Origin of the sequence: Paraburkholderia sp. RHO2, assembly GCF_050955445.1 — a bacterium.
In the GTDB taxonomy this organism is placed as follows: Bacteria; Actinomycetota; Actinomycetes; order Mycobacteriales; family Mycobacteriaceae; genus Prescottella; species Prescottella agglutinans_A.
Genome location: NZ_CP162617.1, coordinates 836604 through 857952, shown reverse-complemented (window position 1 = coordinate 857952; position 21349 = coordinate 836604). Strand labels below are relative to the sequence as shown.

Below are 21349 nucleotides of genomic sequence, written 5' to 3'. Positions count from 1 at the left end.
ATGTTGCAACGACCGATTGAACTCGCCCCGCAGTGGATCACGGTTTTCGGCGGCTCCGGCCAACCATCACGAACAGTCCACGTCGACGAACTGCGCGCCGAAGCGGAAGCCGCCGAGCGTGAAGCCTGGGGCGGCGATCCGGTACCCGAACTCGATCGTTTCTTCCACGGCAAGGACATCACCCGGCTGGACCGCGCGCTCGCGGAGTCGATCGCTGCCATGAGCGAGACCGATCTACGCCGGCTCGCGCGGTGGTGTGTCGGCACCGTGTACGCGTATGCGGGGCTCACCGAACGTCCCTGGGTGGCACGGGCGCTCGCCGCACTCGCATCCGGAGAGGATCTGCCCGAACCGTTCCACGACCCGCTGGCCGCACACGCCCGCCTGTCCGAGGACGATTATCCAGACGGTGCCGGCGTCACCGTCAAGGCTTCGATCGTCCACCGAACGCACGACATCACATACAACCCGTTCGACTGGGGCCGACCCGTCCACCGGCCATCGTTCGCGATCAACGCGATCTTCAGCGCGCAGCACCCCGACGCGCTCGATGCCGCAATGGGGGCGCTCGTCGACTCGGCGGCGACCTACAGCGCCGACGCCCGAGATCTCTTCGCCGCCATCCGCGCCGAGTTCGGGATACCGGATGCCTGACGGCGGTGTCCCGACGCGTGACGACCGGGGCGTCGTTCGACTGCGCGCCCTGACGGATCTATCCGGTCGATTTCGGCCCACCGTGGCTGGTCTTTCCCGCGCTCGGCGTCGTCGTCGGTCCGACCGCGGCCGCCGTGCTCTCGGCAGCGGGAATCCGATTGATCCGTGCGGACCGATAGTCGCGACCTTGCGATTCGCCGGACACAGCCGACCGCGAACGGCTAGCCTGCCTGCGAAACCGCGGCGGCGCCGGGCCGCCCGCGACCGCCGCGACTCGCGAGGACCCATGGGATCGACACGTACCGCATTCAATCGTCTGCTCCTGCTGATCGTGGGCGTGCTCGCCCTGGTCGCCCCGGTGGTCGCCGCCCCGCTCGCGAGTGCCGAGCCCGCGACGGACACCGCCACCACAACCACCCCCACCACTGCGATTCGCCTCGAGGGCGCGAAGAACTTCCGCGACATCGGCGGCTACGAGACGTCGGACGGCCGGCAGGTCCGCACCGGGCTGGTGTTCCGCTCCAACAAGCTCAGCTCGCTCACCGACGCCGACCAGGCCGCGCTGACGGCAGCGAACGTCACCCTCGACGTGGACCTGCGGAACATGTGGGAGCGCAAGGAGGATCCGGACCGAATCCCCGAGGGGGTCCGCTACCAGGTGGCCGACGTCGTCTCGTTCGAGCACGGCATCGCGTTCCACGAGTTCGTGCCGCTCACGTTGGGCCGCGCGCTGATCGACGCCGCGGTGAACGGGTCGTCCGACATCGGCCAGTCCATCGGTTACCCGTTCATGGTCACCTACCGTGGCTCCGACGTCGCCTTCCGCGACCTGCTCACGGCGATCGCCGGCAACACCGACGGCGCCACCGTGTACCACTGCAGCGCCGGCAAGGACCGCACCGGCTGGGGAACCGCGATCCTGCTGACCCTGCTGGGAGTCCCGAAGGAGACGGTGTACGAGGACTTCCTCGCCAGCAACACGTACCTCGGGCGCGACAAGGCCGTCGAGAAGTCCTGGCTCGACGCCGCTTTCGCTCAGGTCGACCGGCTGTACGGTGGTGTCGACAACTACGTGCGCAAGGGTCTGGGAGTCGACCAGCAGCTCATCGACACCCTGCGGGCTCGCCTGCTCGTCTGACCCGCGTCCTCTTCGGAAAGGCATCGCCCGATGGACCCGATCGACCGGCTCAGGGAAGAAATCGCTCGGACGGGACTGCTGACGGCGCCACGGGCCGATGACGGATTCGTCTTCGGGACCGCTCGGATGGGTGCCGTCGGAACCGACGTCAACGTCAACGTCGACCCCGAACTCGACGACCGGTCCGACCTGGATACCGGCGTGCTTCTTGCCGCTGTCGAACGGGTGCTCACGGTCGGTGACGAACGATGGGGTCGGATCGTCGATTCGGTCGCCGAGGAGATCGAGGAGGCGGTCGGCGATCAGAGCGTGATCGAGGCGACCGATCTGCGCGACGATCTGGCCCTCACGTCAATGGCCGTCTTCCACGACGCGGTGCTGCTTTCCTTCGCCGCACCGAAACAGTTCCCCGACAGTTGGATCCGGGCCCAACTCGACGAGGATCTCGACGTCGAGGGTGTCGTCGTGGACGAGAAGGACGTCGAGGTCGTCGAGTTCGCGTCGCTCGACGACCTCGTGGACCACCTGAGTTCGGCCGACGACCGCTAGGACGTCCGGGCGAGTCAGATTCGCAGGGAATCGATCCGCTCGCCCGACCCTTCCCACGCCGCCCACAGCTGGGCGTAGCGTCCCCCCGCAGCGACCAGCTGGAGGGGCGTGCCCTGTTCGACGATCCGTCCGTGCTCGAGCACGACGACGCGGTCGGCGGCCGCGGCCTGCGTGAGCCGGTGCGCGACGACGAGCGTCGTCCGGCCACGGGTCGCGGCGTCGGCGGCGCGCTCGAGTTCGCGGGCCCCGGCGCTGCCGGCCTCCGCCGTCGCCTCGTCGAAGACCGCCACCGCCGGATCGGCCAGCACCAGGCGGGCCAGCGCCAGTTCCTGCGCCTGCGCGGCGGTGAGCGCGTGACCGCCCTCCCCGACGACGGTGTCGAGGCCGTGTTCGAGGGCCCGCACCCACGTCAGCGCGCCCACCGTGTCCAGGGCTGCGGTGACGTCGTCGACCGTCGCGTCGGGGCGCGCCAGCCGCAGGTCCTCGATGAGCGGTCCGGCGAACACGTGGACCTCCTGGCTGACGATCGCGACGTTCCGGCGCAGCGACTCGGCGCCCAACTCGTCCAGCGGCACACCGCCGATGCGCACCGTCCCCGACGTCGGCGGCAGCGACCCCGCCGCGAGCGCCGCCAGCGTCGACTTGCCGGCGCCGGTCGAGCCGACCAGCGCCACCCGCTCGCCGGGTGCAATGCGCAGACTGATGCCGTGCAGCACCTCGTGACCGCCGTCGTAGCTGTGCCGCAGGTTCTCGAGCTCGAGCGACCCGTCGGCCGGCACCGCGCGCGCCTCGGGCTCAGCGGTCTCGGGGATGCCGAGCACACCGACCAACCGGGCGAGACTCGCGCCGGCGGACTGCACCTCGTCGAACGTGTACAGCAGCGCGCCGATCGGATTGAACAGGCGGTGGAACAGCAGCGCGGCCGCGGTGGTCTGGCCGACGGTGACCGCGTCGGCGTCCACGAGCGCGAAGCCGACCGCGAGAATGACCGCCAGACCGACGAATTCCGCCCGATTGCCGCGTCCGGCGAACCGGGTGAACAGCCCGAACACCCCGACCGCGAGATTGCGCGCGTCGGCCGACGCCCGGTCGATATCGGCGAGGTGCCGGTCCTCGAGCCCGTACGCACGGACCGTCCGGACACCCTGCATGCTGCTGATGAGGGCCTGCGAACGGCGCCCCATCGCGACGCGCTCCTGCGCGTACAGCGGCCCCGACCGCGGCAGGTACCACTTCAGCGCCAGCGCGTACATCGGCAGCGCCACCATCCCCGCCAGACCCAGGCGCCAATCGATACCGACCATCGCGGCCATGCTCAGCAGCACCAGCAGCAGCGCGGAGATCACGCTCGGCACGACGTCGGCGACGGCCTTGCCGATCACCGAGACGTCGTCGCCGACACGGGAGAGCAAGTCGCCCTTGCCGACCCGTTCGATCGTCGAGATCGGCAGCCGCAGTGCCCGTGCCACCACCCGCTCGCGCAGCCCGGCGAGCGTGCCCTCGCCGAGCCGCGCGATGAGGTACGACCCGACACCGGTCAACGCACCGGCGACGATCGCGGCCACGGTGATGACCGCGACGACCCCGACGATCGTCGACGCCGGGGCGCCCTCCCGCACCCGGTCGACGAGCAAACCGAACACGTACACGGGGACCACCGCCGCGGCGGCCGCGACCAGGCCGACGGCGAGCGTCGCCGCGGTCAGTCCCTTGCGCTGGCCCAGCTCTCGGCCGAGCCAACGCCAACTCTCCGACGCCGACGCGATCGGCAGCAGGTGTTCGCGGCGTGCGCTCATCGCAGCACCGCCTTCCGGTAGTTCACGTCGGTGGCGGACAGGTCGGCGTGGGTGCCCTCGGCGACGACCCGGCCGTCGCCCAGGACGACGACGCGGTCCGTTACCGCCAACAGGGCTGGGCTGCTGGTGATGAGCACCGTCGCGTGCGTGCGATCGTCACCGTGCCGCGCGGACGCGATGCCCTCGGCGATGGCGTGTTCGGTGACGGCGTCGACGGCCGTGGTGGGATCGTGCAGCACCATCACGGGCGCCTGCGCGGCCAGCGCACGGGCCAGCGCGACCCGCTGCCGCTGCCCACCGGACAGGCTGGCCCCGCGGTCGGTGACCTCGTGGTCGAGACCCGCGGGATGCGCGTCGACGACGTCCGCGGCGGCCGACGCGGTCAGGACCGACTGCACCGCACCGTGGTCGGCGTCCGGCGCACCGGCGGTCACGTTGGAGTGGACGGTCCCGGCGAACAGGTCGGTGTGGTGCGGTTCCACGAGCACCGTGCGGCGCGCGTGAGTAAGCCCGAGGTCGGCCGACTCGACGCCGCCGATCCGGACCTCTCCCTTGTACCGGTCGGGCGGCACCTGCCCGGACAGCACCTCGGCCAGCGCCTCGGCGTCCTCCGGCCGGTACGCGACGACCCCGAGCAGCTCGCCGGGCGCGACACTGAGGGTGACGTCGGCGAGGGACCGGTAGGCGACCGACCGCAGCTCCACGTCGCTCGCGCCCGACGGCACCGCGGTCCCGGCCGGCAGCAGCGGCTCGGCGTCCAGCACGAGGGCGAGCCGATCCGCCGACGCCCGCGCGTTCGCGTACAGGCTCGGCACGCGCGCGAGCATGCCCAGTGGTTCCACGATGAACTGCGACAGACCCACGACGGTGATGAGCTCGCCCACCGAGATCCGCCCGTCGAGCGCGAACCAGCCCGCGAACCCGGCAACCGAGACCGCGAGCAACGCACTCACCGTCATCGACACCCCGACGAACGCCCCCGTGGCCTTCGCGGCCCGCATCGTCGCGGCGAGCGCCTCGCGGCTGACGGCGCGGTACCGCTGCGCCGCGGTCTCCTCGGCCCCGATGCCGCGCAGCGGCCGCAGTCCGCTCACCAGATCTGTCGCCATCCCGGCCGCGCGCGCCGACGTCTCCTGCTGCGCGGTCGCGCGCCGGGTGATCAGCGGTGCCGCGAGCTGCAGCAGTCCGAGCATCACGGGCGTGCCGATCAGCACGGCGAGGCCGAGCGGGACGTCGATCCACAACAGCGCGATCGCCGACGCGATCATCGCGGTCAGCGCGGCCGCGACTCGCGGCACCACGTCGAGGATCCACGCCTCCTTGTCGGCGTCCGACGTCGAGACCGTCAGCAGTTCACCCGCGCGCAGCTCGGTCCGAACGCCGCGCGGATCGAGGATCCGGCCGGCGACCTCGACGCGCAGACGGTGCGCCTCCTGTTGGACCGCGGCCACGATGAACCGCGCGCCGATGCGCCACGACGACGTCAGCACGACGAACAGGACCGCCAGCGCCGCCAGCCACACCACGAGTGCCGTGACGTCGCCGGTCTCGATCGCCCGGTCGACGATGACACCGATCGCGATGGGCACGGCGGTTTCCGCGACCTGGTGCACGCTCACCAGGACGGTGCCCGCGAGCAGACGCGCACGGTTGCGTGCAAGTGTCCGCCGCAGAACCGCGATACCACCGGTCATCGATCCTCCAGCCCTCGAATCCAGTTAGGTAAGTAGACCCTAACCGGATGGTGAGTGGCGCTTACCGGGGCGGTTCTCATAGAGTCGCAGTAAGAACTACCTGCGCCGTAGTAGAGCAAGCCGGAAGGAACAAGATGGCCGCGAAGACGACCACCGAGAACGACATCGCGGACGAGGACCTCGAGCCCGTAGCCGACGAGACTGCCCGGCAGGCCCAGCGCGTCGTCGCTGCGTACGCCGCCGACGCCGACGAATGCCGGATGCTGCTCTCGATGCTCGGCATCGGCCCGAACACCAAGCTCGACTGACGAAGAACAACAGGGAAAGGTAAGGAGATCCGTGGCTGCGCGCTCGGGATCATCGACGAGTTCCGAGGGCGAGGTGGGCGCGGATTCCGAGGGCGCCGAACTCCCCGGGTCCAACTTCGTTGTCGTCGCGAACCGATTACCCGTCGATCTCGAGAAGCTGCCCGACGGCACGACCCGCTGGAAGCGTAGCCCCGGCGGGCTCGTCACCGCCCTCGAGCCGATCCTGCGCAGCAACAAGGGCGCGTGGGTGGGTTGGCCCGGTGTCGCGGACGTCGATCTCGACCCGATCGTCGAGGACGGCCTCGACCTCTACCCGGTGCCGCTGAGTTCCCAGGAAGTCGCGGACTACTACGAGGGCTTCTCCAACGCCACCCTGTGGCCGCTGTACCACGACGTCATCGTCAAGCCGGAGTACCGGCGCGAGTGGTGGAATGCCTACGTCGAGGTGAACCGCCGGTTCGCCGAGGCCACCTCCAAGGCCGCGGCCGAGGGCGCGACCGTGTGGATTCAGGACTACCAGCTGCAGCTGGTCCCCAAGATGCTGCGGATGCTGCGCCCCGATCTCACAATCGGCTTCTTCCTGCACATCCCATTCCCGCCGGTCGAGCTGTTCATGCAGATGCCGTGGCGGCGCGAAATCGTCGAGGGCCTCCTCGGGGCCGACCTCATCGGCTTCCATCTGCCCGGCGGCGCACAGAATTTCATGTATCTCGCCCGGCGGCTCGCCGGACAGCAGACCTCCCGTGGCACCGTCGGTGTCCGCTCCAAGCTCGGCATCGTCCAGGTCGGATTCCGAACCGTGCGAGTCGGCGCCTTCCCCATCTCGATCGACTCCGGCCAGCTCGACGAGATCTCGCGCCGCAAGTCGATTCGGGACCGCGCCAAGCAGATCCGCAAGGAACTCGGCAATCCCAAGCACATCATGCTCGGCGTCGACCGCCTCGACTACACCAAGGGCATCGACGTCCGACTCGACGCGTTGTACGAACTCCTCGAGGAGGGCCGGGTCGACCCGGCCGACACCGTCATGGTCCAGCTCGCCACCCCGAGCCGCGAGCGCGTCGAGAGCTACGTACAGATGCGTGGCGCGATCGAGCAGACAGTCAGCCGCATCAACGGCGAGTACGCCGAGGTCGGCCGGCCGGTCGTGCACTACATCCACCGCCCCATCGGCCGCGACGACCTGATCGCGTTCTTCGTCGCCGCGGACGTCATGCTGGTGACGCCGCTGCGCGACGGGATGAACCTCGTCGCCAAGGAGTACGTGGCCTGTCGCAGCGACCTCGGCGGCGCGCTGCTGCTGAGCGAATTCACCGGTGCCGCAGCCGAACTCCGCCAGGCCTTCCTGTGCAACCCGCACGACCTCGACGACGTCAAGGACAAGATGGAGGCTGCCCTCCAGCAGAACCGCGAGGACGGCCGACGCCACATGCGCGCCCTGCGCCGCCAGGTCCTCGCCCACGACGTCGACCGCTGGGCCCGCTCCTTCCTCGACGCCCTCGACCAGCAGGGCGTCGCCGGATCCGCACTGCTGCCGCCCGAGGGCGAGTTCGCCGAGTAGCCGCAGTACGAACGACAATGGGCTCCCGCGTTGCGCGGGAGCCCATTTCGGTTCTCGGTGTCGATCTCGATCAGATCGGCGTCAGCCAGTTGATCAGCCAGTCGTCGCCGTCCTTGACCATCTCGACCCGGACGCGACTGCCGCTGCTGACGGCCTCGGGCGACTCGGAACTCGTGGTGATCTGGTTGAGGTAGAGCAGGGTTACCACGCGGTCCGGGCTCGCCTCGACCACCGACTTGGCCGACGACGTCACCTGGACATCGATGGCCTTCTCCTTCGCCCCGGGGGCGATGGTCTCGTCCACCAGCTTGAGATACTCGGTCTTGTAGCCGTCGGTGAGTCCGTCTGCGGCCGCGTGCAACTGGTCCTGGGCGGTGTCGTGGTTGTAGGCGAGCATCGCGACGACCTTGCTGTCGACGACGTCGAGAACCTCGCTGCGCGCCTGCTCCGTCGCATCGGTCTCACGCATCCCACCCGGGCCCCAGTACAGCCAGCCGGCCACACCTGCCAGTGCCACGATGGTGACCGCGACGACGATCGTCAGGATCTTCTGCAGTTGCGTCACATTACTTTTCACGGCACGAACTCCACATTCGATGCGAGCAGCTTGCCGCCCTCGTCGCAGATCACGACCCGGAGGCGGAACGACTTGTCCACCGGCGCCTCGTCGGCGTTCTTCTGGTTGGCCTTCACCGCGACGAGCGACGTCTTGCAGTTGCCGTCCTCGCTTTCGAGTCCAGCCTCGACGACCTCACCGGTCGTGCTCACGTTGAGCTTGGAGACCACACCCGCGAAGTCGTCCAGCCGAGCCTCGAGGTCCGCCCGCAGTGGGCCGGTGGTGCCCTCGAACAGCTTGTCGAGGTCCTCCTTGGCCGAGTCCGACCGCAGCGTACTGATGTTGATCGCCGTGGCGCGGGCGATGTCCACGTACTTCGCCCGTTCGGCCGCCAGGTCGGAAGCCTGCTTACGGTCGATCAGCAGAACGGTGATCGTTGCGACGAGCGCGACGATCACGACACCCGCCAGCACGCCCAGAAGCAACTGCGCCGTCGAACGCTTCGCCGGCGGTTCGTCGGTGAGCGAACTGTCCGACGAACTGGCCTCGACCGCCGACGCCGCCTTCTTCTCCGCCGCGGTGGGCGCTCCCGCCTCGCTGGACGGCGCGTCGGCCGCGCGGACCTCGGCTTCCTGCACCGGCGCAGGAGGTGCCGTCTTCGCCGACGTCCTTGCGGATTCCGGCACCGTCTGCGCCGGAGTCGTGGTCGTCGGTGCGGTCACTTCCGAAGTGGTCGGCTCGGCCCCGGAGGGACCCGCCGGACGCGAGGCGCGTCGGCGGGCCTGCCGCCCGCCGTCCTCGCGTTCGGCAGCCTTGTCGATCGTCATCGCCCTTGCTGGCCCTTCATAAGATCCTCCAACGACTGACCCGCGTTGCCACCGAGATTCGGCTGCGAGTAAGTCCTTCCGTCGGGGCCGATGTACGTGCCCGTCACCGGATCGTACCGACGTGCCGCGGTCGTGGCACCTGTCGTGACGGGACCCGGCACCGGCTTGTCGGCCGCGGAAGCGACCGGCTGCGGCGGGCCCTGCCACGGGTTGGTGCCCACCGGGACGTAGCCGTCACGACACGCATCCGGGGTCGGTCCACGCCGGCCGGGGTACTCCATACACGGCAGGTTGCGCGCACCGCGGATCGCGTTCGGGTCGGACTGGTCGACCTTGCAGAACAGGTCCCCGGGCGTATCGACCAGAGACTCGTCGGCCGGCGATCGCCACTGGTCCGGCGGCAGGAAGCCCGTGGTGCACGGCGGCGGATCGTTGAGCTCCATGTGGAAGTTCACGAGTGCGCCGTCCTCCATCGGCCCCGATCCGGCGGCCGTCGCCAGCGCAGCCGTCAACGGCGGGTACAGCACCAGAATCTGTTCGATGCCGGCGTTGTAGATAACCCCCACCTCGCCGACGCTCACAAGGTTGGCCAGCAGGAGCGGCAACGTCGGCTGGAGGTCCTGCAGAAGCGCATTCGCTTCCTCCGCGGCGCCCGGACCCTTCTCGATCACCGCCCGCAGATCCGGGTCGCTGACGCGGAGCTGGTTCGTGAATGTCACCAGATCCCTTGTCCACGATCGGATCGCATCGCTGCTCACCACCTGCGTGTCCAGCAGCGGGCCGGCCTGATCGATGAGCGTCTTCGTGGCGTCGGTGTTCTTGTTCGCCTCCTCGACGAACAGCCGAGCGGAGTCGATCAGCCGCTGCAGGTCGGGTCCGGAACCGTTGAACGCCTTGAACGATTCGTCGATCACGGTCCGGAGCCTCGTGTCCGAGATGCTCGCCAACAACAAGTCGGCCTGGTCGAGCATCGCGCCGACATCCTGCGGCACGCTGGTGCGGCTCACCGGGATGACGTCGCCGCCTGAGAGCTGATTGCTGGTGTCGGCGTCCTCCGGCGGAACCAGGTCGACGAACTGCTCACCGACCGCCGACACGCTCCGGACGTCGGCGTTGACGTCTGCCGGAATGTCGAAGCCGGAGTCGACGTTGAGCACCGCCTCGACACCGGTGTCCGAGAGTGTGACCTCCTCGACCTTGCCCACCGTGGTGCCGCGGTAGGTGACGTTCGCGTTGCGGTACAGGCCGCCTGTCGACGGAAGCTCGACGGTCACCTTGTACCGGCCGATGCCGACCATGTCCTGCAACCGCACGTACTGCGTGGCCATCACGACCAGACCGATCACGGTCAGGATCGAGAAGATCACCAACTGAACCTTGACGAACTTCGAGAGCATCATGGTGCCGGCTCCCCCAACGGTAGACCTGGAATGTTGATCGGGGGCAAGCCCGGAATCTGGATCCCGCCCCCCGCAGCCTGATTCGGCTTCTCGGCGGGTTTCGCGGCCGGTGTCTGCAACGGTGCGCGCAGCGGATCCTGAGCCTGGCCGGCCACCCCTGCATCCTTCGCCAGGATGCCTTCAGGGCTGCCGAGGCGTGCTCCCATCGGCGTGCCCGACAGGAAGTTCAGTTCCAGGCGGGGCACCGTGAGGTCGATCGTCATGCCGAGGTTCGCGTAGTCGCCACGGATGACATTGTTCAGACCGGCCTGCGGGAACGGGAAGGTCAGCAGCACACCGAGAACCTGGGTGAGACTCTCGCCCGAGTTCGCAAGTGCCGTCAGGGTCGGGATGAGCGCGCGTACATTCGTCTCGAAATCCTCGCCGCTCTCCTTGATCAGACGGTTCGCGACCTCGCTCAGCTGGCCGAGCGACACCATCGCGTTGGTGATGTCCTGCCGCTGATCGACCAGCACCTCGAGCGCAGGCGGAATGGCGTCCAACGCCTTCGAAATCGTCTCCGTCTGCTTCGCGGCGGTACCCGCCAGACGGTTGATTCCCTCCATCGCCGACACGATCTCGTCACGCTGCCGGTCGAGGCTGCCCACGAGGGTGTCCAGCTGCGGCAACAGGTCCCGCACCGAGTCCTCACGACCGTCCAGCGCCTTGTTCAGTTCCGACGTGATGTCCTGCAGCTGCGCCAGCCCACCACCGTTGAGCACCACCGACAGCGACGACAGGGTCTGTTCGGTCGTCGGGTACACGCCCGCGCGCTCGAGCGGTATCACGTCGCCGTCGGCGAGCTTGCCCTTCGGCGCCTCCCCGACGGGCGGTGCCAACTGAAGGTGCGCTGAACCGAGCAGGCTGGTCTGCCCGATCTTGGCGGTCGAGTTCTCCGGCAGGTCGACATCGCCGTTGAGCGAGGCGGTGACCAGTGCGTGCCAGCCCTGGACCTCGATCTTAGAGACGCTGCCGACCGTCACGTCGTCCACGAGGACCGGTGAATTCTCGGTCAGAGTCGTCACGTTCGGCATCTGGATCTCGATCTCGTAGGCATCGTCACCGCGCCCTTGCGTACCGGGCAACGGCACAGAGTTCAGACCCGTCCATTCGCAGCCGGAGAGCACGAGGGTCGCAGAGAGCAGTCCCGCAGTGAGAACGACCCTGCGTGCGGTTGAGAACGTGGTCATCGTCCACCTCCCGGCTGCATCAGCCCGGTCAGATCCTTCGGCACCGTCGCGGTGGGCGCCGCATCGAGCGGACTCTTGACGGCGGAAACGGGCGCACCGCCGGCCGCCGCCTGCTCGAGTCCCGGTTCCGTGAACTCGATATCGCCGGGCTGCGCGAACTCCCCGATAGCCGGGTTCGTCATGATCGGCGGGTAATTCATCGTCATCGATTCGAGGACGGGCCCCAGCTGCTGCTTGCACAGATCTGCGCTGCGTTCGGCCGTCGGCGTCGCCGCGGCCTCGATGGAACCGCAGATCCAGTTCACCGGATTCCGGAAGTTACTCAGTGCGATCGCGCCGGTCAGGCTTCCCTGCTTGGGCTTGTAGATCTGGTAGAAGTTCGCGAGCGACGTCGGGCCCGCGTGCAGGACACGCTCGATCTCCGGACGCTTGTCCGCCAGCACCTGGGTCGCATCGGCGAGGCGCTGCACCGACTCCGAGAGCCCGTCACGGTTGTCCGCGACGAATCGTTGCACGTCGCCCACGGCGAGGTTGAGATCGCTGAGCGCGGTCCCCAACTCGTCGGAACTGCTCGCGAGGAGATCCGACACGGATGCGAGCCGACCACCGAACTGGACGATCTGCTCGTTACTCGACGACAGCGCCGACACGAACGCCTGCAGGTTACGGATGGTCGAGAAGAGGTCGGTGCGCCCCTCCGACAGCGTGTGCATCGTGTCCGACAGTTCACGCAGCGTCCGCCGCAGCGCGTCCCCGTTCCCCTCGAGGTTCGCGCCTGCGGTGTCGATGAATCGAGCCAACGAGCCCTGGTCGTCGAGCCCTTCCGGCCCGAGTGCCGTCGAGAGCTTCGTCAGCTCGGTCTTGATCTCGTCCCACTCCACCGGAACGGCAGTGCGATCGACCGGAATGGTTGCGTCGTCGGACATTTCGTCACCACCGCTGTACACGGGGGTCAGCTGGACGAAGCGCGACGAGACGAGGTTCGGCGCGACGATTACGGCCTTCGCATCGGCCGGGATGCGCACGTCGTTGTCGACGTGCATGGTCACCTTGGCATCGGTCTCGCCGGGCTCGATCTTCTCGACCGTTCCGACCTTGACACCGAGTACCCGGACGTCGTCACCCTCGTACAAGCCCGTCGTGGAGACGAAGTGCGCGTACACGGTGTTCTTCCCGAGGCCCGGCAGCAGGAACATTGCGGCACCGATCCCCACCGCTGCCACGAGCGCGATCACGAGACCGGGCACCAACCACTTGCGCCACTCGGGCCGCCCGGTCTCGGCGACCTCGATCGCCTCCGACGGAGCCGTGGACCCCGACGACGCGTTCACGTCGTCGTCCTCGGCCGCTGTCGATTCCGAAGGGCCCGTCGAGTCGTAGATCATTCTCCCGGTCCCCTCGTGTAAGGCTTGGTTTCAGGAACGAGATCCTGCATATCCTGCGGCAACTGCTCCGGCGCGAATCCGGCATCGAACGCTGTCTTCCACCACGTACTCGGCAGGATGTTGGCGACGTACGCCTTGAAGTAGGGGCCACTTGCGACGGTTTCACCGAGCGCACCGATGTACGGACCGAGACCATCAAGGGCGTCCGCGATGTTCTGCTTGTTGCGCTGCAGCACCGCGACAGCCTGATTCAGGTTGTCGAGGGTCGGCCCCATCTGGGCCTCGTTCTCCTGAACCAGGCCGGACAACTGCCGCGACACGGCCGACGTGTTGACGATCAGCTCGTTGATCGCGTCGCGGCGCCGTTCCAGCTCGGCGAACAGGTCGTTGCTGTCCACGATCAGGGCGTTGATCTGATCACTGCGGTCCGACAGGACCTTGGTCACGCCCTCCGCGCGGTTCAGCAGTTCGAGCAGGCTCTCGTCCCGCTCGTTGATGCTCCGCGACAAGCGGGTGACACCGTCGAGAGCCGCACGCAGCTCCGGCGGGGTGTCCTCCAGCGCATCGGAAACCGCATCGAGAGACTTGTCGACCAGCCCGGTATCCAGCTCGGAGATCGACGTGCCGAGATCACCCAGCGCGTCGGTGAGCGAGTACGGCGAGTTCGTGCGCTCGATCGGAATCGTGTCGCCGACGCGCAGCGTCCCGGATCCCTCCGGGGTCACCGCGAGCGACTTCTTACCGAGCACCGTGTTTGTCTTGATGTCGGCGCCGGTGGCGTCGCCGAGCACGATGCCGTCTGCGACCGTGAAGGTCACGAGCACCTGCTGCCCGTCCAGTTCGACCTTGTCGACCTGTCCGACGTCGACACCAGCAACGGTCACGTCGTCACCGACGACCAGGCCGCCGGCATCCTCGAAGGCCGCCGAGTAGCGGGCACCGCCGGACAGGAACTGGAGTTGGTCGTACTGCAGCGTCGCCAGCACCACCGCGCCGGAAACCGCCACGCCGATGATGCCGATCCGCACCAAGTTTCGTTCGCGATGTGGGCTCATTCGACTTTTGCACACCTTCCCGTGGTCTGCTCCGCGCCGGGAAGGATGATCGTCGAACCGTCCGGGCCGGAGAACTTGAAGATGTTCGAGCACAGGAAGAACTGGAAGAAGTCACCGTACGAACCGACGCGGATGAGCTTCTTGTAGTCCGTCGGCAGGCGGGAGAGGGACGTGTCGATGTCGTCCTGGCCGAGGACCACCTGATTCGCAACCCGGTTCGTCTGCTCGATCATTGCCTGGATGTCCGGGCGAGTCCCCTGCAGCAGGCTCGCGAGCGAGCCGGTGGCGCCGGCGATCTGGGGAATCGCCTCGCCGATCGCGCCACGGTCCTGCGCGAGCCCACTGACGAGCTGTTGCAGCTGATCGATCGTGGTGGAGAACTGATCGCCCTTGTCGTCGATCGTGCCGAGCACCGTGTTCAGGTTCGTGATCACCTCGCCGATCAGCTGATCACGGTCCGCGAGCGTGTTGGTGAAGGAACTGGTGCTGCCGAGCAACGACACCAGTGTTCCGCCCTGTCCCTGGAACACCTGCAGCAGCGCGGCCGACAGGTCGTTGACCTGCTTCGGATCCAGCCCACGCAGCAGTGGTTTGAAACCGCCGAGCAGGAGATCCAGATCGAGGGCCGGCGCAGTCTGCTCGAGAGGAATCGAGCCACCCGAACCGAGCGGCTCCACGGACCCTTGTCCCTCGAGCAGTTCGAGATACCGGTCGCCGACGAGGTTCTCGTACCGCACCGTCGCCTTGGTGCTCTCGAGGAGCGTGTACTGCGAGTCGACCGAGAACTTGATCTCGGCATGGTTGTCATCGTCGACACCGACGGACTTCACCGATCCCACCGGCACGCCTGCGATGCGCACCTTGTCTCCGGACTTGAGCCCGGACGCGTCGGCGAACGTCGCGTGGTAGCCCTCCGTGCTGCTGAATCGGAACTGGCTGAACACGATTGCCAGGCCGGCGAAGATCAACGCCATCACGGTGGTGAAGATCAGGAGCTTGACTGTTGTGGCTCTCATGTCACTCGTCCGCCTCGGTGTAGCCGTCGAACAGGAACCGGAAGATCGTCGGCACCGAGAGCCTCGCCTGTTCGCTCGGCACGTACGGCTTGGCTCCCGTGTTCGCGACGGCGAACGGCGCGAAACCGTCCCTCTTCGGGTCGAAATCCGGAAGGCCGTAGCAGTTGGGGCCACCCGAGGCCGCAACCTTGGGGAGTTCCTCCGGTGCCCTGTAGGCTTCCGCACCCAGCATGAAGTTGGTACTGAGCATGATCGAGGAGTATTTGCCGGTGCCGGTCATCGGCTCGAACTTGATCCGGGCCGCATTCAGACCGGTGATGAAGCACGTGAGTTCCGGCGAGTACTCGGCCAGCAGCGTCGTAGTGTCTGTGAGCGAGTCGAGCGCGGTCACCACGTTGGCCTCGTTCTCCCGCAGCACGGCGTTGCCGGTGTTCGCGAGCCCGGTGACATTCATGAGCAGCAGGTCGAGATTGGCCTGCTCCTCGACGATCGATCCACTCGTGCCGGTCGCGTTGTCGACGATCTTCAGCAGGTCCTCGGCGGTGTCCGCGTAGACGTTCGAGACGTCGGCGGTCGCGTTGATGTCGTATTCCAGCTGCGGCAGAGTCGGATTCATCGTCTTCAGGTACTGGTCGCCCTGCTCGAGCAGAATCCCGAGATCCTCGCCCCGACCCCGCAGCGCGGAGGCCAGTGCACCCAACGTCGCGTTGAGCTTCTCAGGCTGCACCTGGTCCAGGACATCGGTCAGGTGCTGGAACAGCGTGTTGAACTCGACCGTCACGCTGTCGGCGCCGATCACGGCGCCGGGCTGCAGCGAGTTCGACGACGGGTCCTCGGGAACGACGAAGTTGACGAACTTGGCGCCGAACACCGTTGTCGAGTCGATCTCGACGGTGGCGTTCGCCGGGATCTTCGACATCATCGACGGGTCCATGTCGAGCTTCAGTTCGGCGTCCTCGTTCGTGTAGGACACGGAGGCGACCCTGCCGACCTCCACTCCGCGCATCTTCACCTTGGCGTCGGGGGCCATCACGAGACCCGCGCGCGGCGCCGTCACGACGACGGGCTCACTCTTCGTGAAACCGCCGACGAACATCGTCAGCGCGACCACGACGATCGCCACCAGGCCGAACACCATCACGGCCGCAGCGAGACTCGTCTTCCACCTTGCTTCGGGCATCGTTCCTCCGCCTTATCCCGAAAGGTTGAAGTTGCCGGACTGGCCGTAGATGGCCAGCGAGATCAACAGGGTCACGGTCACGACCGCGATGAGCGACGTGCGAACCGCGTTGCCCACCGCGACACCGACACCGACCGGGCCGCCGCTGGCGGTGAAGCCGTAGTAGGTGTGGATGAGCATGACGGCCAACGCCATCACGATGGCCTGCGCGAAGGACCACAGGATGTCCGTCGGTATCAGGAAGGTCGAGAAGTAGTGGTCGTAGATGCCGGGCGACTGGTCATAGAGAAACACCGTCGCAAAGCGGCTGGCCACGAACGACGCGATTACCGCAAGCGAGTACAGCGGGACGATCGCGATCATGCCGGCCATCACCCGGGTGGAGACGAGGTACGGGATCGACGGGATCGCCATGCACTCGAGTGCGTCGACCTCCTCCGAGACCCGCATGGCTCCCAGCTGGGCGGTCGAGCCCGCGCCGATGGTGGCGGCCAGGCCGATGCCGGCGATCACCGGGGCGGCGATGCGCACGTTGATGAACGCCGCGAAGAAGCCAGTAAGGGCCTCGACGCCGATGTTGCCGAGCGAGCTGAAGCCCTGGACGGCGATGGTGCCGCCGGTGAACAGCGTCAGGAAGGCGACGATGACAACGGTGCCGCCGATCACCGCGAGCGCGCCGGTGCCCATGCTGATCTCGGCGATCAGCCGGAGCACTTCCTTCTTGTAGTGGACGAGCGCGCGCGGCGCCCATACGAGCGCGCGCCAGAAGAACAGCGCCTGCTCGCCGATTTGGTCCACCGAGCGTGATGCCCGTGCGAGACGCCGCCGAGTGCGGACGAATCGCCCCGATGCCACCAGAGCCATCTATTTCACCCCCCTGCCACTCACCCGGATGTCAGCTTGACGCCGACGGCGGTGACGAGCACGTTGACCACGAAGAGCGCCATGAAGGAGAACACGACGGTCTGATTGACGGCGTCGCCGACGCTCTTGGCACCGCCCTTGACGTTGAGACCGAGGTAGGAGGCCATCAGCCCGGCGATCATGCCGAAGAGGCCGGCCTTCAGCATCGAGAGCATCAGCTCGCCGAATCCGGTGAGCAGTGTGATGCCGTTGACGAACGACCCCGGATTGACGTCCTGGACGTACACCGAAAAGAGGAAGCCGCCCAGGATACCGATCGTGCAGACCAGCCCGTTGAGCAGCAGTGCAACGGCCGTGGACGCCAGCACGCGTGGCACCACGAGCCGGTGGATCGGATTGATACCGAGCACACGCATCGCGTCGATCTCCTCGCGGATGGTCCGCGCGGCGAGATCTGCACAGATGGCGGTGGCACCGGCGCCGGCCACGATGAGCACGGTGACCATCGGCCCGACCTGCGTCACCGCACCCAGGGCCGCGCCCGCACCGCTGAGGTCGGCGGCGCCGATCTCACGAAGCAGGATGTTGATCGTGAAACTCACCAGAACGGTGAACGGGATGGCCACCAGCACGGTCGGAATCATCGAGACCCGCGCGACGAACCACGCCTGATCGATGAACTCGCGCCGCTGGAACGGGCGCGAAAAGACAGCCTTGAGGGTGTCTGCCGACATTGCGAAGAAGCCGCCGGCGGCCCGCAGCGGGACCTCGAGGAGGTCGACCACGTTTCCTCCTCACCGAACTCGTCATGGTTGATCACCGTGCGCCGGGCCGCTTTCGCGACACGACGCGTCCCCCAGGGCGCCCGAACAGCACAAATGCCCTGTGACCCAGGTCATATTAACTAGAACGTGTTCACCTGTCAAAGGCTTCCGCTCGGCGACCTCCACGCAGTCACCGAGGCCTCACATGTCACCGACCGCGGCCCGCACCGGGACACATTGAACCAGCCGGACCGCGTCACCGCTCGAACCGCCGCACAGCGAACGACGGCAGAGTGCCAAACCTTTCTGAGCAGCACTTTCAAAAAGATCAGCACGGGGAGTCGACCGCCGAGGAATGGGCCGACCGACGGGCGCGCACGACGCCGCACCCATCCACACGGGCGCGGGATGGACACCGAACCGCCGCGCGAACGCCGCGTCACTCGACCTTCAGGCAGCTCGCAAAATTGGAACGCGTTCTAGACACCAGTACAGCGAAATTGCTGCGGGTGCCCGACCCCTCGGCCGCACCCCTCACCCCGGGCCGACACGCTGCGCGTTCGCCCCATCATCGTTGGGTTTCGTCCTGCATGTATCGAAAATCCCGCAATCTCCCGTTACACAGGTAGATTGCGGGATTTGCCCCGATCGTGAGGAAAGGTGGAGACGCCTCGGTCAGCCGAGGCTCTTGAGGGCCTCCGACGCCGAGAACATGCGCTCGGGGTCACGATCGTCGAAGTAGGCACCCATCTCGTCGGCGAGCGCGGACGGCGTCCACTGGGCGGCAGACGCATCGAAACGCTGCTCGACGACCGGAGCCGCCATCAGCGCGACCATCGGACCGTAGACGACGAAAACCTGCCCGTTGACGTTGTCGGCGGCCGGCGACGCCAGGTACGACACCAGCGCGGCCACGTGCTCGGGCGACAGCGGATCGACCTCGCCGGTCGGGGCGTCGCCGAACACGGATTCCGTCATCGAGGTCCGGGCCCGCGGGCAGATCGCGTTGGCCCGCACGCCGTAGCGCGACAGGCCGCGTGCCGCCGACAGGGTCAGGGCCGTGATGCCGGCCTTCGCCGCGCCGTAGTTCGGCTGCCCGGCCGGACCGAGGAGACCCGCCTCGGACGACGTGTTGATCAGACGCCCGTAGACCGGGGCGCCGTCCGCCTTGGACTTGTCGCGCCAGAACGTGGCGGCATTGCGCGAGAGGAGGAAGTGACCGCGCAGGTGCACCTTGAGGACGAGATCCCACTCCTCGTCGGACATGCCGAACAGCATGCGGTCGCGGACGATGCCCGCATTGTTGACGACGATGTCGACGCCGCCCAGTCCCTGCGCCGCCGCCATGAGGGCGTCCGCGGTGGACCGCTCGCCGACGTCACCGGCGACGAATTCGACCTTGCCCCCGAGGGTGCGGATCTCGTCGAGCGTCGATTCGACCGCGTCGTTCACCGCGAGGTCGTTGACGACCACGGCGGCGCCCGACTGCGCGAGACCGATCGCCTCGGCCCGGCCGAGACCAGATCCCGACCCGGTCACGATCGCGACCTTGCCCTCCAAGCTGACCTCGCGGCTGCTGTCTGCACTCATGAACGCACACTCCCGTAACCCGTGACGTCGACCGGCCTCGTGCCGGTCGGTGCCTCATCGCCGCGGCTGTCGGCGACGCGGCCAATGTAGAACGCGTTCTACATTGGCCGCAAGGGCGCCGCTAGTGCTCGGTGAGAGCCGCGCGCGGACACTGCGCGATAGCCGAACGAACATCCGCTTCACGGTCGGCCGGCGGGACGGCCGCCGAGATGATCAGCTGCTCGTCATCGTCCAGATCGAAGATGTCGGGCGCGATTCCGACGCAGACGCCGTTCGCTTCGCAGCGGTCCCTGTCGACCCTGACCTCCATGACAACTCCTCACTTCACATTCGCTCGAAAGACTCGACGGAAGCACGGTGCACCGGGCTGTGGTGCCACGACTTTCCGCCATAAGACTAGAACCCGTTTCACTGCTGTGCAATGATTCGGACAACCATCCTCGACGCGCCGACCGCACGATCGGCCCCGGTGACGGAACGGCCGCTGCCACAGCCTCGAACCAGATCAGCCGTGCTCGCGATCATTCCAGATACCGGTCCCCTATCGGACGAAGCAGCGCCGACGATAGCTCTGGAACGGAGAAACAACGTGGATATCACCTACACCCCGCAGCAGCAGCAGCTGCGGGAGGAATTGCGAAGCTACTTTGCGAAATTGATGACTCCGGAACGTCGCGAGGCGCTCGCGGCCACCACCGGCGAATACGGCGAAGGAAACGTCTACCGCGAGGTCGTCCAGCAGATGGGCAAGGACGGCTGGCTGACGCTGGGCTGGCCCAAGGAGTACGGCGGCCAGGAGCGGTCGGCGATGGAGCAGCTCATCTTCACCGATGAGGCCGCGATCGCGGGCGCTCCGGTCCCCTTCCTGACCATCAATTCGGTCGCGCCGACGATCATGCATTTCGGCACCCCCGAGCAGAAGGCGTTCTTCCTCCCCAAGATCTCGGCGGGCGAGCTGCACTTCTCGATCGGCTACTCCGAGCCCGGGGCCGGCACCGACCTCGCGTCGCTGCGCACGTCCGCGGTCAAGGACGGCGACGACTACGTCATCAACGGCCAGAAGATGTGGACGAGCCTCATCCAGTACGCCGACTACGTGTGGCTCGCGTGCCGCACCGATCCGAACGCCAAGAAGCACCGCGGCATCAGCATGCTCATCGTGCCCACTACGGCCGAGGGCTTCTCGTTCACCCCGGTCCACACGATGGCCGGCCCCGACACCAGCGCCACCTACTACCAGGACGTCCGCGTCCCGCAGAGCTCCCTCGTGGGCGAGGAGAACGGCGGCTGGCGACTCGTCACCAACCAGCTCAACCACGAGCGCGTCGCGCTCACCTCCGCCGGCCCGATCATGACGGCGCTGCAGGAAGTCCGCGAGTGGGCGCAGAACACCAAGCTGGCGGACGGCCGGCGGGTGATCGACCAGGAGTGGGTGCAGATCAATCTGGCCCGCGTCCACGCCAAGACCGAGTACCTGAAGCTCATGAACTGGGAGATCGCGTCCGCCGAGGACCACGCCCCCGGACCGGAGGCCGCATCGGCCAACAAGGTGTTCGGTACCGAGTTCGCGACCGAGGCGTACCGGCTGCTGATGGAGATCCTGGGCCCGTCGGCCACGATCCGCCAGAACTCGGCCGGCGTCCTGCTCCGCGGACGACTCGAGCGGATGCACCGCTCCGCACTGATCCTCACCTTCGGCGGCGGCACCAACGAGGTCCAGCGCGACATCATCGCGATGACCGCCCTCGGCCAGCCCGCATCGAAGCGATAAGGAAGGACGACG

At 67.3% G+C, this 21349-nt stretch carries 20 protein-coding genes; 6 read left to right on the top strand and 14 right to left on the bottom strand.

Features of this window, described 5'->3' with window-relative positions; genetic code table 11:
• The 3 genes from ABTV10_RS03900 (at position 1) to ABTV10_RS03890 (ending at position 2341) form a co-directional block, all read left to right on the top strand.
• Positions 1 to 654, top strand: coding sequence for a hypothetical protein (locus ABTV10_RS03900; RefSeq protein WP_499032698.1), 654 nt, complete (start codon positions 1 to 3; stop codon positions 652 to 654).
• A 286-nt stretch (positions 655 to 940) separates the two neighbouring features.
• Positions 941 to 1792: a tyrosine-protein phosphatase gene (locus ABTV10_RS03895; RefSeq protein WP_499032696.1), complete on the top strand. Its 852-nt coding sequence runs from the start codon at positions 941 to 943 to the stop codon at positions 1790 to 1792.
• 30 nt (positions 1793 to 1822) lie between these two features.
• On the top strand, positions 1823 to 2341 hold the full coding sequence (locus ABTV10_RS03890) for a hypothetical protein (RefSeq protein ID WP_499032695.1): 519 nt from the start codon (positions 1823 to 1825) through the stop codon (positions 2339 to 2341).
• 14 nt (positions 2342 to 2355) lie between these two features.
• Here ABTV10_RS03890 and ABTV10_RS03885 read toward each other — a convergent pair whose 3' ends face one another.
• Positions 2356 to 4137 carry an ABC transporter ATP-binding protein gene (locus ABTV10_RS03885; RefSeq protein ID WP_499032693.1) on the bottom strand — a complete coding sequence of 594 codons (1782 nt, stop codon included), beginning with the start codon at positions 4135 to 4137 and terminating at the stop codon, positions 2356 to 2358.
• Positions 4134 to 5831 (bottom strand): ABC transporter ATP-binding protein, encoded by a 1698-nt coding sequence (locus tag ABTV10_RS03880; RefSeq protein ID WP_499032691.1) that lies wholly within the window; start codon positions 5829 to 5831, stop codon positions 4134 to 4136. Before ABTV10_RS03880 ends, ABTV10_RS03885 begins: the two co-directional genes overlap by 4 nt.
• Positions 5832 to 5965: 134 nt before the next feature.
• On the opposite strand from ABTV10_RS03880, the gene ABTV10_RS03875 reads away from it, so the two are divergent.
• Positions 5966 to 6139, top strand: a complete 174-nt coding sequence (locus ABTV10_RS03875) for a hypothetical protein (RefSeq protein WP_433609968.1) — start codon at positions 5966 to 5968, stop codon at positions 6137 to 6139.
• Between the two features lie 31 nt (positions 6140 to 6170).
• Positions 6171 to 7700, top strand: coding sequence for an alpha,alpha-trehalose-phosphate synthase (UDP-forming) (locus ABTV10_RS03870; RefSeq protein WP_499032690.1), 1530 nt, complete (start codon positions 6171 to 6173; stop codon positions 7698 to 7700).
• A gap of 70 nt (positions 7701 to 7770) precedes the next feature.
• Here the strand turns inward: ABTV10_RS03870 and ABTV10_RS03865 are convergent, their stop codons facing one another.
• The 12 genes from ABTV10_RS03865 to ABTV10_RS03810 form a co-directional block, all read right to left on the bottom strand.
• Positions 7771 to 8277, bottom strand: coding sequence for a hypothetical protein (locus tag ABTV10_RS03865; RefSeq protein WP_499032687.1), 507 nt, complete (start codon positions 8275 to 8277; stop codon positions 7771 to 7773).
• Positions 8274 to 9083: an Rv1363c family protein gene (locus ABTV10_RS03860; RefSeq protein WP_499032684.1), complete on the bottom strand. Its 810-nt coding sequence runs from the start codon at positions 9081 to 9083 to the stop codon at positions 8274 to 8276. Before ABTV10_RS03860 ends, ABTV10_RS03865 begins: the two co-directional genes overlap by 4 nt.
• Positions 9080 to 10483 carry an MCE family protein gene (locus ABTV10_RS03855; protein ID WP_499032683.1) on the bottom strand — a complete coding sequence of 468 codons (1404 nt, stop codon included), beginning with the start codon at positions 10481 to 10483 and terminating at the stop codon, positions 9080 to 9082. Before ABTV10_RS03855 ends, ABTV10_RS03860 begins: the two co-directional genes overlap by 4 nt.
• On the bottom strand, positions 10480 to 11712 hold the full coding sequence (locus ABTV10_RS03850; protein ID WP_499032682.1) for an MCE family protein: 1233 nt from the start codon (positions 11710 to 11712) through the stop codon (positions 10480 to 10482). Before ABTV10_RS03850 ends, ABTV10_RS03855 begins: the two co-directional genes overlap by 4 nt.
• Complete coding sequence (locus ABTV10_RS03845) at positions 11709 to 13097, bottom strand: MCE family protein (RefSeq protein ID WP_499032681.1); 1389 nt, start codon at positions 13095 to 13097, stop codon at positions 11709 to 11711. Before ABTV10_RS03845 ends, ABTV10_RS03850 begins: the two co-directional genes overlap by 4 nt.
• Positions 13094 to 14152 carry an MCE family protein gene (locus ABTV10_RS03840; RefSeq protein ID WP_499032679.1) on the bottom strand — a complete coding sequence of 353 codons (1059 nt, stop codon included), beginning with the start codon at positions 14150 to 14152 and terminating at the stop codon, positions 13094 to 13096. The genes ABTV10_RS03845 and ABTV10_RS03840 overlap by 4 nt, the downstream gene beginning before the upstream one ends.
• Complete coding sequence (locus tag ABTV10_RS03835; RefSeq protein WP_433609954.1) at positions 14149 to 15168, bottom strand: MCE family protein; 1020 nt, start codon at positions 15166 to 15168, stop codon at positions 14149 to 14151. The genes ABTV10_RS03840 and ABTV10_RS03835 overlap by 4 nt, the downstream gene beginning before the upstream one ends.
• A gap of 1 nt (position 15169) precedes the next feature.
• Positions 15170 to 16348: an MCE family protein gene (locus tag ABTV10_RS03830; protein WP_499032678.1), complete on the bottom strand. Its 1179-nt coding sequence runs from the start codon at positions 16346 to 16348 to the stop codon at positions 15170 to 15172.
• A 12-nt stretch (positions 16349 to 16360) separates the two neighbouring features.
• A complete protein-coding gene (locus tag ABTV10_RS03825) occupies positions 16361 to 17146 on the bottom strand; it encodes an MlaE family ABC transporter permease (RefSeq protein ID WP_499032677.1) in 786 nt (261 codons plus the stop codon).
• Between the two features lie 86 nt (positions 17147 to 17232).
• Positions 17233 to 17997 (bottom strand): MlaE family ABC transporter permease, encoded by a 765-nt coding sequence (locus ABTV10_RS03820; RefSeq protein WP_433613224.1) that lies wholly within the window; start codon positions 17995 to 17997, stop codon positions 17233 to 17235.
• A 654-nt stretch (positions 17998 to 18651) separates the two neighbouring features.
• Positions 18652 to 19566: a 3-oxoacyl-ACP reductase gene (locus ABTV10_RS03815; RefSeq protein ID WP_433609948.1), complete on the bottom strand. Its 915-nt coding sequence runs from the start codon at positions 19564 to 19566 to the stop codon at positions 18652 to 18654.
• 121 nt (positions 19567 to 19687) lie between these two features.
• A complete protein-coding gene (locus tag ABTV10_RS03810) occupies positions 19688 to 19876 on the bottom strand; it encodes a ferredoxin (protein WP_433609946.1) in 189 nt (62 codons plus the stop codon).
• A gap of 279 nt (positions 19877 to 20155) precedes the next feature.
• On the opposite strand from ABTV10_RS03810, the gene ABTV10_RS03805 reads away from it, so the two are divergent.
• On the top strand, positions 20156 to 21337 hold the full coding sequence (locus ABTV10_RS03805) for an acyl-CoA dehydrogenase family protein (protein ID WP_499032674.1): 1182 nt from the start codon (positions 20156 to 20158) through the stop codon (positions 21335 to 21337).
• The last annotated feature ends 12 nt before the right edge of the window (positions 21338 to 21349 follow it).

Bases quoted from the DNA above. Each gene is read 5' to 3' on its own strand.
- ABTV10_RS03895 (WP_499032696.1), top strand. From the start codon at position 941: ATGGGATCGACACGTACCGCATTCAATCGTCTGCTCCTGCTGATCGTG.
- ABTV10_RS03900 (WP_499032698.1), top strand. From the start codon at position 1: ATGTTGCAACGACCGATTGAACTCGCCCCGCAGTGGATCACGGTTTTC.
- ABTV10_RS03840 (WP_499032679.1), bottom strand. From the start codon at position 14,152: ATGAGCCCACATCGCGAACGAAACTTGGTGCGGATCGGCATCATCGGC.
- ABTV10_RS03880 (WP_499032691.1), bottom strand. From the start codon at position 5,831: ATGACCGGTGGTATCGCGGTTCTGCGGCGGACACTTGCACGCAACCGT.
- ABTV10_RS03815 (WP_433609948.1), bottom strand. From the start codon at position 19,566: ATGAGTGCAGACAGCAGCCGCGAGGTCAGCTTGGAGGGCAAGGTCGCG.
- ABTV10_RS03890 (WP_499032695.1), top strand. From the start codon at position 1,823: ATGGACCCGATCGACCGGCTCAGGGAAGAAATCGCTCGGACGGGACTG.
- ABTV10_RS03855 (WP_499032683.1), bottom strand. From the start codon at position 10,483: ATGATGCTCTCGAAGTTCGTCAAGGTTCAGTTGGTGATCTTCTCGATC.
- ABTV10_RS03845 (WP_499032681.1), bottom strand. From the start codon at position 13,097: ATGATCTACGACTCGACGGGCCCTTCGGAATCGACAGCGGCCGAGGAC.
- ABTV10_RS03885 (WP_499032693.1), bottom strand. From the start codon at position 4,137: ATGAGCGCACGCCGCGAACACCTGCTGCCGATCGCGTCGGCGTCGGAG.
- ABTV10_RS03875 (WP_433609968.1), top strand. From the start codon at position 5,966: ATGGCCGCGAAGACGACCACCGAGAACGACATCGCGGACGAGGACCTC.
- ABTV10_RS03850 (WP_499032682.1), bottom strand. From the start codon at position 11,712: ATGACCACGTTCTCAACCGCACGCAGGGTCGTTCTCACTGCGGGACTG.
- ABTV10_RS03810 (WP_433609946.1), bottom strand. From the start codon at position 19,876: ATGGAGGTCAGGGTCGACAGGGACCGCTGCGAAGCGAACGGCGTCTGC.
- ABTV10_RS03835 (WP_433609954.1), bottom strand. From the start codon at position 15,168: ATGAGAGCCACAACAGTCAAGCTCCTGATCTTCACCACCGTGATGGCG.
- ABTV10_RS03830 (WP_499032678.1), bottom strand. From the start codon at position 16,348: ATGCCCGAAGCAAGGTGGAAGACGAGTCTCGCTGCGGCCGTGATGGTG.
- ABTV10_RS03860 (WP_499032684.1), bottom strand. From the start codon at position 9,083: ATGACGATCGACAAGGCTGCCGAACGCGAGGACGGCGGGCGGCAGGCC.